This is a genomic window from Streptomyces palmae (genome assembly GCF_004684805.1).
In the GTDB taxonomy this organism is placed as follows: Bacteria; Actinomycetota; Actinomycetes; order Streptomycetales; family Streptomycetaceae; genus Streptomyces; species Streptomyces palmae.
In genome coordinates, this window is the sequence record NZ_SRID01000166.1 from 1 (window position 1) to 14,445 (window position 14,445).

Annotated in this window: 9 protein-coding genes and 1 riboswitch; of the genes, 4 read left to right on the forward strand and 5 right to left on the reverse strand. The window is 74.6% G+C overall.

Annotated features, from left to right (window positions below):
- Positions 1-18 precede the first annotated feature (18 nt).
- On the forward strand, positions 19-783 hold the full coding sequence (locus tag E4099_RS18090; RefSeq protein WP_135340124.1) for a cobalt-precorrin-6A reductase: 765 nt from the start codon (positions 19-21) through the stop codon (positions 781-783).
- Positions 784-1,108: 325 nt separating this feature from the next.
- On the opposite strand, the gene E4099_RS18095 is transcribed toward E4099_RS18090, so the two are convergent.
- From E4099_RS18095 to cobG, 3 genes are read right to left on the reverse strand one after another with little or no spacing between them, the layout of a single operon-like run.
- Entirely contained in the window at positions 1,109-2,623 is a 1,515-nt protein-coding gene (locus E4099_RS18095) for a precorrin-2 C(20)-methyltransferase (protein WP_135340125.1), read from the reverse strand.
- On the reverse strand, positions 2,620-3,261 hold the full coding sequence (locus E4099_RS18100) for a precorrin-8X methylmutase (RefSeq protein WP_135340126.1): 642 nt from the start codon (positions 3,259-3,261) through the stop codon (positions 2,620-2,622). The genes E4099_RS18095 and E4099_RS18100 overlap by 4 nt, the downstream gene beginning before the upstream one ends.
- A complete protein-coding gene (cobG, locus tag E4099_RS18105) occupies positions 3,258-4,661 on the reverse strand; it encodes a precorrin-3B synthase (protein WP_245244953.1) in 1,404 nt (467 codons plus the stop codon). Before cobG ends, E4099_RS18100 begins: the two co-directional genes overlap by 4 nt.
- 115 nt (positions 4,662-4,776) lie before the next feature.
- Positions 4,777-4,855: riboswitch (cobalamin riboswitch) on the forward strand.
- Between the two features lie 52 nt (positions 4,856-4,907).
- On the opposite strand from cobG, the gene cobN reads away from it, so the two are divergent.
- Positions 4,908-8,564: a cobaltochelatase subunit CobN gene (gene cobN, locus E4099_RS18110; protein ID WP_135340127.1), complete on the forward strand. Its 3,657-nt coding sequence runs from the start codon at positions 4,908-4,910 to the stop codon at positions 8,562-8,564.
- Positions 8,565-8,802: 238 nt separating this feature from the next.
- On the forward strand, positions 8,803-9,837 hold the full coding sequence (locus E4099_RS18115) for a cation diffusion facilitator family transporter (protein WP_135340128.1): 1,035 nt from the start codon (positions 8,803-8,805) through the stop codon (positions 9,835-9,837).
- 12 nt (positions 9,838-9,849) lie between these two features.
- Here E4099_RS18115 and E4099_RS18120 read toward each other — a convergent pair whose 3' ends face one another.
- Complete coding sequence (locus E4099_RS18120) at positions 9,850-11,286, reverse strand: lipase maturation factor family protein (protein ID WP_135340129.1); 1,437 nt, start codon at positions 11,284-11,286, stop codon at positions 9,850-9,852.
- A 146-nt stretch (positions 11,287-11,432) separates the two neighbouring features.
- A complete protein-coding gene (locus E4099_RS18125) occupies positions 11,433-11,999 on the reverse strand; it encodes a putative glycolipid-binding domain-containing protein (RefSeq protein WP_135340130.1) in 567 nt (188 codons plus the stop codon).
- A 101-nt stretch (positions 12,000-12,100) separates the two neighbouring features.
- Between E4099_RS18125 and E4099_RS18130 the strand changes: the two genes are divergently transcribed.
- Positions 12,101-14,445, forward strand: a 2,345-nt coding sequence (locus E4099_RS18130; RefSeq protein ID WP_135340131.1) for an excinuclease ABC subunit UvrA, incomplete at its 3' end; no start/stop codon positions are given.

The window sequence follows — 14,445 nt, forward strand, 5'->3', positions numbered from 1 at the left end:
GCCCCTGAGAGGTCCCCGATGCCCGAGGTGCCCACCGGCGCCCGCCATGTGCTCATCCTCGGCGGCACCACCGAGGCCCGCCGCCTGGCCGCGGAACTCGCCGCCGACACCGGGCTGCGCGTGACCAGCTCGCTCGCCGGCCGGGTCGCCGCACCGCGGCTGCCGGCCGGGCAGGTGCGGATCGGCGGGTTCGGTGGCGCCGAGGGCCTGGCCGACTGGCTGCGCGCACACCGGGTGGACGCGGTCGTCGACGCCACCCATCCGTTCGCCGGCACGATGAGCTTCCACGCGGCACGGGCCACCGCCCAGGCCCAGGTGCCCCTGCTGGCCCTGCGCCGCCCGGGCTGGGCGGCCGGACCCGGGGACCGCTGGTGGTACGCCGACTCGCTGGACGAGGCCGCCGGGCTGCTGCCCGCACTGGGGGAGCGGATCTTCCTGACCACCGGCCGCATGGGGCTCGCCGCCTTCGCGCACCTGGTCGAACCCTGGTTCCTGGTCCGCTCGGTGGATCCGCCGCAGCCGCCGCACCCGCCGCGGATGGAGGTGCTGCTGGACCGCGGTCCGTTCACCCTGGAGGGGGAGTCGGCACTGCTGCGCCGGCACCGCGTCGAGGTGCTGGTGACCAAGGACAGCGGCGGGCAGGCCACCGCCGCCAAGCTCACCGCGGCGCGGGCGGCCGGGCTGCCGGTCGTCGTGGTGCGCCGGCCCCCGACCCCCGAGGGCGTCCCGGTGGCCGAGGACCCGGCCGGCGCGGCCGACTGGGTACGTACCACCCTGGGCTGAGCGGGCTCCCACCGCACCCCGGGGCAGGCCGCCGCCCACTCCCGGCGCGCAGCGGCCCGCCACCACGCGGAGATCGGGGACGCGCGGGCGGCCGGGCACGGCGAGCCGGGGCCGGTGAACCGCCGCGGGTGCCGGCCGGACCCGTGGGAATCGGGGTCCGGCGAGCACCGGGGCGAGTGCCGCGTGATCGGTCACCGCGCGGCGGCCGGGCACGGTGTGCCGGGGCCGGCGAACCGCCGCGGGTGCCGGCCGGTCCCGTGGGAATCGGGGTCCGGCGAGCACCGGGGCGAGTGCCGCGTGATCGGTCACCGCGCGGCGGCCGGGCTCAGCGCTCCGGATACCGGCGCGGCGTCCACACGATCCGTGTGCCGTCGCCGCGCCGTTCCGTACGCGTCTGCGAGGAACCGACCAGCAGGATCGTCCGCATGTCCACCTGTGCCGGATCCAGGTCCGCCAGCCGTACGACGCGCACGCTCTCCTCGGGGCCGCCCACATCGCGGCCCAGCACTACGGGCGTGTCCGGCGAACGGTGCGCCAGCAGCAGTTCCCGGGCCTTGCCGACCTGCCAGGTGCGGCTGCGCGAACCGGGGTTGTACAGCGCCAGCACCAGATCGGCCGCGGCCGCCGCGGCGAGCCGCTCGGCGATCACCTCCCACGGCTTGAGCCGGTCGGAGAGCGAGACCACCGCGTAGTCGTGCCCCAGCGGCGCGCCCGCTCGCGCGGCCGCGGCATGCGCCGCGGTCATCCCCGGCAGCACCCGTACCGGGACGTCCCGGTAGAGGTCCTGGCAGGCGGCCTCCAGCACCGCGGTCGCCATGGCGAACACACCGGGGTCGCCCGAGGAGACCACCGCGACCCGCCGACCGCGCCGGGCCAGCTCCAGGGCGAACTCGGCGCGCTCCGCCTCCACCTTGTTGTCGGAGGCGTGCCGCCGCTGGCCCGGCCGCACCGGCACCCGGTCCAGATAGGTGGTGTAGCCGACCAGGTCCTCGGCGGCGGCCAGTTCGCCGCGGGCCTCGGGCGTCAGCCACAGCGGGCCGGCCGGCCCCAGCCCCACGACCACCACCTCGCCCCGTTCCGCCTGCGGCGCCGCGTCCACCCGGCTGGGCAGCACGGCCACCGAGAAGTACGGCACCGTCTCGGGGTCGACCTCGGCCAGCGGCGCGGTGCGCTCCGCGCTCATGGTGGCGCGCTCCACATAGTGGGCGTCGGCCAGCCGTCCGGAGCGCTCCAGCGCCCGGCGCACGGTGGGGAAGGTCCGGCCGAGCTTCAGCACGGCCGCCGAGTCGGTCGCCGCCAGCCGGGCCGCCAACTCCTCCTCGGGCAGCGTGCCGGGCAGGATGGTCAGCACCTCCTCACCCTCCACCAGCGGGGTGCCCAGCCGGGCCGCCGCCGCGCTGATCGAGGTCACCCCGGGCACCACCTCGGTGGGGAAGCGGTCCGCGAGCCGCTTGTGCATGTGCATGTACGAGCCGTAGAAGAGCGGATCGCCCTCGGCCAGCACCGCGACCGTGCGCCCCGCCTCCAGGTGCGCGGCCAGCCGGGCCGCCGCCGCGGCGTAGAACTCCTCCATCGCCCCCCGGTAGCCGCCGGGGTGGTCCGTGGCCTCCGTGGTGACCGGGTAGACCAGCGGCTCCTCGATGTGGTCGGGCCGCAGGTGCCGCTCGGCTATGGAGCGGGCGATGCTCCGGCCGTGCCGGGCGCTGTGGTAGGCGATGACGTCCGCCTCGGCGATCACCTCCACCGCCCGCAGGGTCATCAGCGACGGGTCACCGGGGCCGAGTCCGACTCCGTAGAGCCGCCCCGGCTCCCCGCTGCCCGGGGTCTGCTGCTCGCTCACTCTTCCTCGCTCGCAATCGCGTTGATCGCGGCAGCGGCGATGGCGCTGCCGCCCCGCCGGCCGCGGACCACCAGGTGATCCAGCCCCGCCGGGTGTCCGGCCAGGGCCTCCTTGGACTCGGCCGCGCCGATGAACCCCACCGGCACCCCGATGACCGCGGCCGGGCGCGGCGCGCCCTGCTCGACCATCTCCAGCAGCCGGAACAGCGCGGTGGGCGCGTTGCCGACCGCCACCACGGCCCCCTCCAGCCGGTCGCGCCACAGCTCCAGCGCGGCGGCGCTGCGGGTGGTGCCCAGCCGCTCGGCCAGGTCCGGCACCGAGGGGTCGGACAGGGTGCACAGCACCTCGTTGCCGGCCGGCAGCCGCTTGCGGGTCACCCCGCTGGCGACCATCTGCGCGTCGCACAGGATGGGCGCCCCGGCGCGCAGCGCGGCGCGGGCGCGGGAGACCACCTCGGGGGTGTAGCCGAGGTCCCGTACCAGGTCGACCATGCCGCAGGCGTGGATCATCCGCACCGCGACCTGGCTGACATCGGCGGGGAGCCCGGTGAGGTCGGCCTCGGCGCGAATGGTGGCAAAGGACTGCCGGTAGATCTCCGCGCCGTCCTTCTCGTACTCGAACACTGTGCCCTCGATCATGTCGTTCCGCGTGCCGCCGCCACCGCGTCGGCCGCCTGTTCCGCTGTTACCACCTGCGCCGGGCGCGCCGGTTCACCGCGTACCGAGATCCGGTAGCCGTCGCCCTCGGACAGCACGTCCACCCAGTGGCCGGTCCCCGGATGCCCGCACCGGCGCTCGCACCCCGACCAGTGGACCGGCAGTCCTCCGGGGGTGCCGCGGCCCGCGCGCGCCGCGTCGGCACGCACGTCGCTCAGGGATTTGGCGCAGCCCGGCCGTCCGGTGCAGGCGCTCACGCCGTGCCACGGTGAGCCGGCGTCCACCACCAGTCCGGCGGCGGCCAGCTCCGCCAGTCGGGCCCGGCCGTCGCCGCGGGCCAGCCCCGGCAGCACCACGCCGCGCCAGGGTGTCATACGCAGCTCGTCCGTGCCGTGCCGGGCCGCCGTCCGCGCCAGCAGCCGCCACTGGGCGCTGGTCAACCGGCCCAGCGGCGCCAGCGCGGACAGCGCACAGCCTCCGTCCGGACCCTCCAGCAGGCCGATCGCCGGCGCGCCGGCCGGCCGCACCGGCGTCGGGCCGGCGCCGGCGGCGGATCCCGCAGGTGCCGCCGGGACGCCCGCCTCGGCGAGCCGCCCGGCCAGTCGCCGTGCCGACACGGCGTGTCGCGGTGGCAGTTCGCGCACCCGCCACACGCCGGTGCCGCTCTCCCGGACCGCCGCCAGGAACTCCAGCGCGGCCAGCACGGCGGCGCGCGGTCCCTCCTCGGCCGGTACCAGCAGGGCACACTCCGGCGTGCCGTCGCGGTCCTCCGGCACGCCGGAGGCCACAGGAGCACCGGCCGTCTCCGGGGCCGCCGCCACGCCGCCGACCCGCAGCACCGCCTGGGGGCCTGGAGTTGCGATCAATGTCACATCGGCCCCCAGGGCCGACATATCCCCGCGCCCGTCGTCCAACGCGAAGAGGAACCGCCCGGAAAGGTGCACGGTGTCGGATTCCGCGCAGAGCAGCCCATCCAACTCCCGGGCCCAGTCCCGCACCTGACCGTACCCGTGCCCGTCCAGCCCGGCCAGGGGTGAGGCGACGATGTTGCGGGCCCGCTCGTGCCGGTCCGAGGGCAGGAGTCCGGCGGCCCGCAACCGGTCCCCGAGCCCGGCGCCGCAGTCGGCGGGCAGGCCGCGCAGCTGCACATTGCCCCGGGAGGTCAGGTCGAGCCGGCCGTCCCCCAACTCCTCCGCGGCCAGCGCCAGCACCTCGGCCTGATGGGACGTCAACAAGCCCGCCGGCAACCGGATACGGGCCAGCGCGCCGTCGTCGGCGGCATGCAGCCGCAGAGCCCCGGGACAGGCGTCGCCGCGGTCACGCGAGACCGCCGGAAGCCGGGCAGGGTACGGCGCATCCGCGCTGAGGGGGGTGGGTGGCATGGCGGCGAGCATACCCACGCCACTTCCAGGCGCCCTGCCCCGCACATCTGATCAGCCCTTACTATGCTCCTCGGCGGCCCGATTCGGGCCGTCGACGCCAGCGACGGCGCAAGGGGAGGAAGCCGGTGAGATTCCGGCGCGGTCCCGCCACTGTCAGCACGGCCGCAGCTCGCGGCGGTGTGAGCCAGGAACTCCCGCCGTCACTCCACCGCCCGGGGCGAGGACCCCGAGGAAGGCTGCTGCCGCATGATCCTGCTGTTGTCGACCTCCGACACAGACCTGCTCAGTGCCCGAGCGGCGGCCGGACCGGTGCCCTACCGGCTCGCCAACCCCGCCCGGCTCGACCTGTCCGACCTCCCCGCGCTGCTGGACGGCGCCGACCTGGTCGTGGTGCGCCTGCTGGGCGGACTGCGGGCCTGGGAGGAGGGCCTGGACCTGCTGCTCGCCGGGGAGCGCCCGGTCGTGGTGCTCACCGGTGAACAGGCCCCCGACGCCCAGCTGATGGCGGCGTCCACCGTCCCGGTCGGCATCGCCGCCGAGGCCCACGCCTACCTGGCGCACGGCGGCCCGGCCAACCTCGCCCAGCTGGCCCGCTTCCTGTCCGACACCGTGCTGCTGACCGGCCACGGCTTCGAACCGCCCAGCCCGGCCCCCAGCTGGGGCGAGCTGGAGCGCCCCACCGCGGCCGACGCGTCCGGCCCGCTGGTCGCCATCCTCTACTACCGCGCCCACCACATGAGCGGGAACACCGCGTTCGTGGCGGACCTGTGCCAGGCCGTGGAACGGGCCGGCGGGCGTCCCAGACCGCTGTTCGTCGCCTCCCTCCGGAGCCCCGAGCCCGAGCTGATCGAGACACTGCGCGGGGTCGACGCGATCGTCACCACGGTGCTGGCCGCCGGCGGCACCCGGCCCGCCGACGCGTCCGCCGGCGAGATGGGGCTGACCTCGCCGGACGGCTCCGCCGCCGACGAGGAGTCCTGGGACGCCGGCGCCCTGGCCGCGCTGGACGTACCGGTGCTGCAGGCGCTGTGCCTGACCGGCACCCGGGCGGCCTGGGAGGAGAACGACGAGGGCCTGTCCCCGCTGGACGCCGCCACCCAGGTCGCGGTCCCGGAGTTCGACGGGCGCCTGATCACCGTGCCGTTCTCCTTCAAGGAGGTCGACGAGGACGGACTGCCGGTGTACGTCGCCGACCCCGAGCGGGCCGCGCGGGTGGCCGGGATCGCCGTCCGGCACGCCCGGCTGCGGCATATCGCCCCGGCGGACAAGCGGCTGGCCCTGGTGCTGTCCGCGTACCCCACCAAGCACTCCCGGATCGGCAACGCGGTCGGCCTGGACACCCCCGCCAGCGCCGTGGCACTGCTGCGCCGACTGCGCGCCGAGGGCTACGACTTCGGCACCGAGCCGGTGCCCGGGCTCGCCTCCGGCGACGGCGACGAGCTGATCCGCGCGCTGATCGAGGCGGGCGGCCACGACCAGCAGTGGCTGACCGAGGAGCAACTGGCCCGCAACCCGGTCCGCATCCCGGCCGCCGACTACCGCCGCTGGTACGCCCTGCTGCCGCAGGAGCTGCGGGAGGCGGTCGAGGAGCACTGGGGGCCGCCGCCCGGCGAGATGTTCGTGGACACCAGCCGGAACCCGGACGGCGACATCGTGCTGGCGGCCCTGCGCTACGGCAATCTGCTGGTGCTCATCCAGCCGCCGCGCGGCTTCGGCGAGAACCCCATCGCCATCTACCACGACCCCGACCTGCCGCCCTCCCACCACTACCTGGCCGCCTACCGCTGGATCGCCACCCCGCGGGCCGACGGCGGCTTCGGCGCCGACGCGATGGTGCACCTGGGCAAGCACGGCAACCTGGAGTGGCTGCCCGGCAAGAACGCCGGGCTGTCCGCCGCCTGCGGCCCGGACGCCGCGCTCGGCGACCTGCCGCTGGTCTACCCCTTCCTGGTCAACGACCCGGGCGAGGGCACCCAGGCCAAGCGCCGGGCGCACGCCACCCTGGTGGACCATCTGGTGCCGCCGATGGCGCGCGCCGACTCCTACGGCGACATCGCACGGCTGGAGCAGCTGCTCGACGAGTACGCGGCCATCTCCTCGATGGACCCGGCCAAGCTGCCCGCCATCCGCGCCCAGATCTGGACCCTGATCCAGGCGGCCAGGCTCGACCACGACCTGGGGCTGGAGGCCCGGCCGGACGACGACGGTTTCGACGACTTCCTGCTCCACGTCGACGGCTGGCTGTGCGAGGTCAAGGACGCCCAGATCCGTGACGGGCTCCATGTGCTGGGCGGCGCCCCGACCGGACCCGAGCGGGTCAACCTGGTGCTGGCGATCCTGCGCGCGCGGCAGATCTGGGGCGGCACCTCAGCGCTCCCGGGCCTGCGCGAGGCGCTGGGCCTGGACGAGTCCGCGGCCACCCGCACCGGCGCCGACGAGGCGGAGGAGCGCGCCCAGGCCCTGGTGCAGGCCATGGAGGACGCCGGCTGGGAGCCGGAGGCGGTGTCGAAGGTCTGCCTCGACCTCCCCGCGGAGCAGCGCGAGCCGGTCGCCGCCGTCCTGGACTTCGCCGCCCGCCAGCTGGTGCCCCGGCTGGCGGCCACCACCGACGAGCTGGACCACGCGGTGCACGCCCTGGCCGGCGGCTTCGTCCCCGCCGGCCCCTCCGGCTCACCGCTGCGCGGCCTGGTCAACGTGCTGCCCACCGGCCGCAACTTCTACTCGGTGGACCCCAAGGCGGTACCCAGCCGGCTGGCCTGGGAGACCGGCCAGGCGCTGGCCGACTCGCTGCTCGAGCGGTACCGCGCCGACCACGGGGACTGGCCGAGCTCGGTGGGGCTGTCGCTGTGGGGCACCAGCGCGATGCGCACCTCGGGCGACGATGTCGCCGAGGCCCTGGCCCTGCTCGGAATCCGCCCCGTGTGGGATGACGCCTCCCGACGGGTGACCGGCCTGGAGCCCGTCCCGCTCGACCAGCTGGGCCGCCCCCGGATCGATGTCACCCTGCGCATCAGCGGCTTCTTCCGGGACGCCTTCCCACATGTGGTGGGGCTGCTGGACGACGCGGTACGGCTGGCGGCCTCGCTGGACGAGCCGGACTCCGGCAACCACGTGCGCGCCCACACCCGGGCCGATCTGGCGGAGCACGGCGACGAACGCCGGGCCACGGTCCGTATCTTCGGCTCCCGCCCGGGCACCTACGGCGCCGGGCTGCTCCAGCTCATCGACAGCCGGGACTGGCGCACCGACGCCGACCTGGCCGAGGTGTACACGGTCTGGGGCGGCTACGCCTACGGCCGGGGCCTGGAGGGGCGCCCGGCGCGGCAGGAGATGGAGACCGCCTACCGGCGGATCGCGGTGGCCGCGAAGAACACCGACACCCGCGAGCACGACATCGCCGACTCCGACGACTACTTCCAGTACCACGGCGGCATGGTGGCCACGGTGCGCGCGCTGAAGGGCACCGCCCCGGCCGCGTACATCGGGGACAGCACCCGTCCCGAGACGGTCCGCACCCGCACCCTGCACGAGGAGACCTCGCGGGTCTTCCGCGCCCGGGTGGTCAACCCCCGCTGGATCGAGGCGATGCGCCGGCACGGGTACAAGGGCGCCTTCGAGCTCGCCGCCACCGTCGACTACCTCTTCGGCTACGACGCCACCACCGGGGTGGTCGCCGACTGGATGTACGACAAGCTGGCCCAGAGCTACCTCCTCGACCCGGAGAACCGCGCCTTCCTGGAGCAGGCCAACCCCTGGGCGCTGCACGGCATGGCGGAGCGGCTGCTGGAGGCGGAGAGCCGGGGCATGTGGGCCGAGCCCGACCTCGAGGTGCTGGCCGCCGTCCGGGAGCTGTACCTGGAGGCCGAGGGCGACCTCGAGGGCGGCCCGGGCGGCGAGGACTGACCGGCGGTGCCGGGGACGGCGGCGCCGGGAGCGCCGCCGTCCGGAACGGGTGAACGGTCCACCGCCCGGCCCGCCTCCGATCGGGTTCCGCTTTTCGGGGGAATGAAAACAATTCCCGTTCCGGAATTCCGCGAACACGGTTTATCTCTTTTGATAACCGTGCCCATTACCGCCTTTGGAGAATTCGGCGAAATGCGGTTCACTGGCGGTTACCTGACAGCGGATCGAGGAGGACCGGGTGGGCGCGCAGACGCACGGGCAGGCGACGGACCATCGCCACGCCGGACATGACCACGACGGCCACGCCGGGCACGCGCACGGGGTCGCCGCCGACGCGGACCGGCGCTGGCTCTCCCTCGCACTGGTACTGATCGTCGCGTTCATGGCGGTGGAATCCGTTATCGGCATCCTCGCCGGCTCGGTCGCCCTGCTCTCCGACGCCGCGCATATGCTCACCGACGCGGTGGCCATCGTGCTCTCGCTGATCGCGGTCCGCCTCGCCGCCCGGCCGGCCCGCGGCGGCTTCACCTACGGCCTCAAGCGGGCGGAGATCCTCTCCGCGCAGGCCAACGGGGCCTCCCTGCTGCTGCTCGCCGGCTGGCTCGGCTACGAGTCGGTGACCCGGCTCGCCGATCCGCCCTCGGTGGACGGTGGGATGGTGTTCGCCACCGGGCTGGCGGGAATCGCGGTGAATATCGTGGCCGCCTGGTTCCTCTCCCGGGCCAACCGCTCCTCGCTCAATGTGGAAGGCGCCTTTCAGCACATCCTGAACGACCTGTACGCCTTCATCGGCACCACGGTCTCCGGCCTGGTCGTGATGCTCACCGGATTCGCCCGCGCCGACGCCCTGGCCTCGCTGGTGGTGGTGGCCCTCATGCTGCACTCCGGGATCCGGCTGCTGCGCGCCTCCGGGCGGGTGCTCCTGGAAGCCGCGCCCGCCGGGGTGGACCCCGACGAGGTCGGCCGCCGGCTGGTCCGCCACCCCCGCACGACCGAGGTGCACGATCTCCACGTCTGGCAGATCACCTCCGGCGAGGTGTCGCTGTCCGCCCACGTCCTGGTCGCGCCGGACGGCGACTGCCACGCGGTGCGCCAGGAGTTGGAGGCCGTGCTGCACGAGGAGTACGGCATCACCCACACCACCCTCCAGGTGGACCACGCCCCCGAGGTGCCCGCACCGGGGGGCGAGGTCGGAACCGAGGCCCTGGTACGGCACTGCCGCACCGCCCACGGGCAGGTGCACCGGGACCCGGTCGTCGACGTCACGGGATGAGCCGGGCCGCGGTCAGCCGCCGGCCTGCTCCCGGCTCATCGGCGGCCAGAACTCGTACAGCAGGGTGCGGTGCCACCAGGCACCGGTGGTCCGCAGCTCGCGCCAGGTGGTGAACCGGTAGTGGTAGACCCGGGCCCGGACCAGCGCCGGCGGCTGCCGCGGGAAGGGGTTCGCCGCGAGCAGCCGCAGGGTGTCCCGATCGCCCTCCAGCAGCCGGCTGACCAGCGGGCGGAACCAGGAGGCGGCATAGGCGGGGGAGAGCCCGGCGAACCACATCAGCCAGTCCAGCCGCAGGTGGTAGGGGGCGTACTGGCGCGGCATCCGGCGTACGTCACCGGGCTTGCCCTTGAACTCGTACTCCCGCCAGACGGTGTCCGGCCCGGGGACCGGGTCCTCGGTGCCCTCGATCACGATCTCCTGCCGGGTGCGGGTGATGCTGCCGAAGGCACCGTAGGCGTTGACCAGGTGGAGCGGGGTGAAGGAGTAGTTCATCAGCTGGCCGCCGGAGACCAGATTGCGGGCCGGCCAGTAGCTGAGCACCAGCACCAGCACGGTGAAGGCCATCACCAGCACCTCGTACCAGAGCGGGGGAGCGGGGAGGTGGTGCGGGGCCGGCAGCGGCAGCACCCGGGCGGCGAGCCGGCCGTCGACGGCGGAGAGCGCCAGCAGGATCGTCAGCCAGTTGAGCCAGGAGAAGTTGCCGGACGCCACCAGCCACAACTGGGTGACCACCATCCCGCCGGCGGCGACGCTCGCCACCGGCTGCGGAGCGAACAGCAGCACCGGCAGCACCAGCTGGGCCACATGGTTGGCAGCCGTCTCCACCCGGTGCACCGGGCGCGGCAACCGGTGGAAGAACCAGCTCAGCGGGCCCGGCATCGGCTGGGTCTCATGGTGGTAGTACAGGCAGGTCAGATCGCGCCAGCAGCGGTCCCCGCGCATCTTGATCAGCCCGGCACCGAACTCCACCCGGAACAGCACCCAGCGCAGCAGCCACAGCACCAGCACCGGCGGCGCGGTGTCCGCGTTGCCCAGGAAGACCGCCAGCAGACCCGTCTCCAGCAGCAGCGACTCCCAGCCGAAGCCGTACCAGATCTGCCCGACGTTGACGATCGACAGATACAGCAGCCACAACAGCAGCCACATCAGCATCGAGGCCCACAGCGGTACCGCGTCCGCGGCGCCGGCCGCCACCGCCGCGGCCAGCAGACCCCCCACCCAGGCGCAGCCCGCGAACAGCCGGTCCGAATAGCGCGCGTGGAACAGACTGGGGGAGCGGCGGAACGGCACCCGCGCCAGGAACTCGGGCACCGGCAGCAGGCCGCGCTCACCGATCAGCGCCCGGAACTGACGGCCCGCCGCCAGGAAGGCGACCAGGTAGACCAGGGCCAGGCCGCGCTGGAAGACCAGCCTGCTCAGCCAGTAGTCGGACGAGGTGAACCAGTCCATGCCGGGTCGCTCCTTGGGTCCCTGCGCGGTCCGGCTATCCCTACCACCCGCGGCCCGCGGGGCGACCTGGTTCCTCCGGCCGGACCAGACCGGTGGGGCGAGCGGGCCGGGCGGGCGCACCCGTCGGCCGCCGGGCCGGCCCGCCCTCAGTCCGCGTGCAGCAGATGGCCGATGCCCGGGTAGGTGAGCACCAGCCCGTCCCGGCCGACCTCGATGTCCCCGGCGAAGCCCTTCGACGCGTAGTGCAGCCGCGCCCCCCGCTCGGTCAGCCCCACATGGGTGTACGTCTGCCGGGAGGGCCGGACCGCCAGATCCGGCACCGACACCCAGGCCATCACGAAGGTGTGCTCGCCCGGGCCGCTGTGCAACTGGTGGCGCAGGACGGGCATGGTGTTGGTGAGCGGGGACATCCCCAGGTCGCAGTCGAGAGCCCCGGCCACCTCGGGCAGCGGCTTGTCGTTCGCCGTCCAGGTGCCGCCGTCCCGCCGCAGGTCCAGCCGGCGGGTGCCGCCGGCGGTCTCCGCCGTCACCTGGAGCCGCCGGGTCACATAGCCGTGGCCGGTCTCCAGCTCGTAGGCCATCCAGTACGGCTCGGGCCGCAGCCCCATCACCCGCCCGGTGGCCCGCAGCCCGGTGCCCGACAGCGTGACCCATGCCGTCTCGTAGCCACCGCTCCCGGTGACCTCCCAGGTCACAACGCGCTGATCGGCCATCGGACTCCTTCAGGGCCTGGGTTGCGGATCCTGCCGGCAGCGGGGGCGCACCAGGGCACCTTCCACCGGGCAGGTTACCCGCATCGCCTAGGATCACCGGGATGCCACTACATGACCCCTTCGTGCGGGTGCGCGGTGCCCGTGTGCACAACCTCCGGGGCGTCGATGTGGACATCCCGCGCGACGCCCTGGTCGTCTTCACCGGAGTGTCCGGCTCCGGGAAGTCCTCACTGGCCTTCGGCACCCTCTACGCCGAGGCCCAGCGCCGCTACCTGGAATCCGTCGCCCCCTACGCCCGCCGGCTGATCCACCAGGTCGGCGCCCCCAAGGTCGAGGAGGTCCTCGGACTGCCGCCCGCGGTCGCCCTGGAGCAACGGCGCTCCGCGCCCGGCGCGCGCTCCTCGGTCGGCACCGTCACCACCCTGTCGAACTCGCTGCGGATGCTGTTCTCCCGCGCCGGCGACTACCCCGCCGACGCGCCCGAACGGCTCGACTCGGACGCCTTCTCCCCCAACACCGCGGCCGGCGCCTGCCCCGAGTGCCACGGCCTGGGCCGGATCCACCAGGTCACCGAGGAGTCGCTGGTGCCCGACCCGGGGCTGAGCATCCGGGAGGGCGCCATCGCCGCCTGGCCGGGCGCCTGGCAGGGCAAGAACCTGCGCGACATCCTCGCCGCCCTCGGACACGACATCGACCGGCCCTGGCGGGAGCTGCCGCCCCAGGACCGCGAGTGGATCCTGTTCACCGACGAGCAGCCGGTGGTCACCGTGCACCCGGTGCGCGAGGCCGACCGCATCCAGCGCCCCTACCAGGGCACCTACACCAGCGCCCGGCGCCATGTGCTGCACACCTTCGCCGAGTCCCGCAGCCAGACGCTGCGCGCCCGGGCGCAGCGCTTCCTGGTCAGCGCGGACTGCCCGGTCTGCGGCGGGCTGCGGCTGCGGCCCGAGGCGCTGGCCGTCACCTTCGCCGGGGCGCACATCGCCACCCTGGCCGCCCTGCCGCTCGGCGAGCTGGCCCAGGTGCTGCGGCCGGCCGCCGAGGGCGCCGACGAGACCGCCGCCACCCTCGCCCGCGACCTGCTGGCCCGTATCGAGGTGCTCACCGAGCTCGGCCTCGGCTACCTCGCGATGGACCGGCCCACCCCCACCCTGTCGGCCGGCGAGCTCCAGCGGCTGCGGCTCGCCACCCAGCTGCGCTCCGGTCTCTTCGGCGTCGTCTACGTCCTGGACGAGCCCTCCGCCGGGCTGCACCCGGCCGACAGCGCCGCGCTGCTGACCGTACTGGACCGACTCAAGGCGGCCGGGAACAGCCTCTTCGTCGTCGAGCACCACCTGGACGTGGTGCGCCGCGCCGACTGGATCGTGGACGTCGGGCCGCTGGCGGGCGAACACGGCGGCCGGGTGCTCTACAGCGGCCCGGTCGCGGGGCTGGCCGAGGTGGCCGGGTCCGCCACCCGCCGCTACGTCTTCCCGGACGGCACCGCGCCGGCCGCCCGTACCCCGCGCACCCCGACGGGGACGCTGCGGCTGCGCGGCGTCACCCGGCACAACCTGCGCGACCTGGACGCCGAGGTGCCGCTGGGGGTGTTCACCGCCGTCACCGGGGTCTCCGGCTCGGGCAAGTCCACCCTGATCACCCAGGTGCTCGCCGAGGTGCTCGCCGCCCACCTGGGCGAACCGGCCGACGAGGGAGCCGAGGGCGAGCCGGACCGGGAGGCGGCGACACTGCCGGCGGCCGAAGGCCTGGCGGCCGTCCACCGGCTGGTGCGGGTGGACCAGAAGCCCATCGGCCGCACCCCCCGCTCCAACCTGGCCACCTACACCGGGCTCTTCGACGCGGTGCGCAAGGTGTTCGCCGCCACCGAGCAGTCCCGCGCCCGCGGCTACACGGCCGGGCGCTTCTCCTTCAACGTGGCCGGCGGCCGCTGCGAGACCTGCCAGGGCGAGGGCTTCACCGCCGTGGAGCTCCTCTTCCTACCCGGTACCTACGCACCTTGCGCCGAGTGCCGCGGCGCCCGCTACAACGCCGAGACCCTGGAGATCACCTACCGCGGCGCCACCATCGCCGACGTCCTGGACATGACCGTGGACGCGGCGGCCGCGTTCCTGGCCGACATCCCGGCCGCACGCCGCGGCCTGCGCGCCCTGCGCCAGGTGGGCCTGGGCTACCTGCGGCTCGGGCAGCCGGCCACCGAACTCTCCGGCGGTGAGGCGCAGCGCATCAAACTCGCCTCCGAACTCCAGCGCACCCGCCGCGGGCACACCGTCTACCTGCTCGACGAACCGACCACCGGACTCCACCCGGCCGACACCGACGTGCTGCTGCGCCAGCTGCACGAGCTGGTGGACGCGGGCAACTCGGTGGTGGTCGTGGAGCACGACATGGCGGTGGTGGCCGGCGCCGACTGGGTGATCGACCTGGGGCCGGGCGGCGGGGAGGCGGG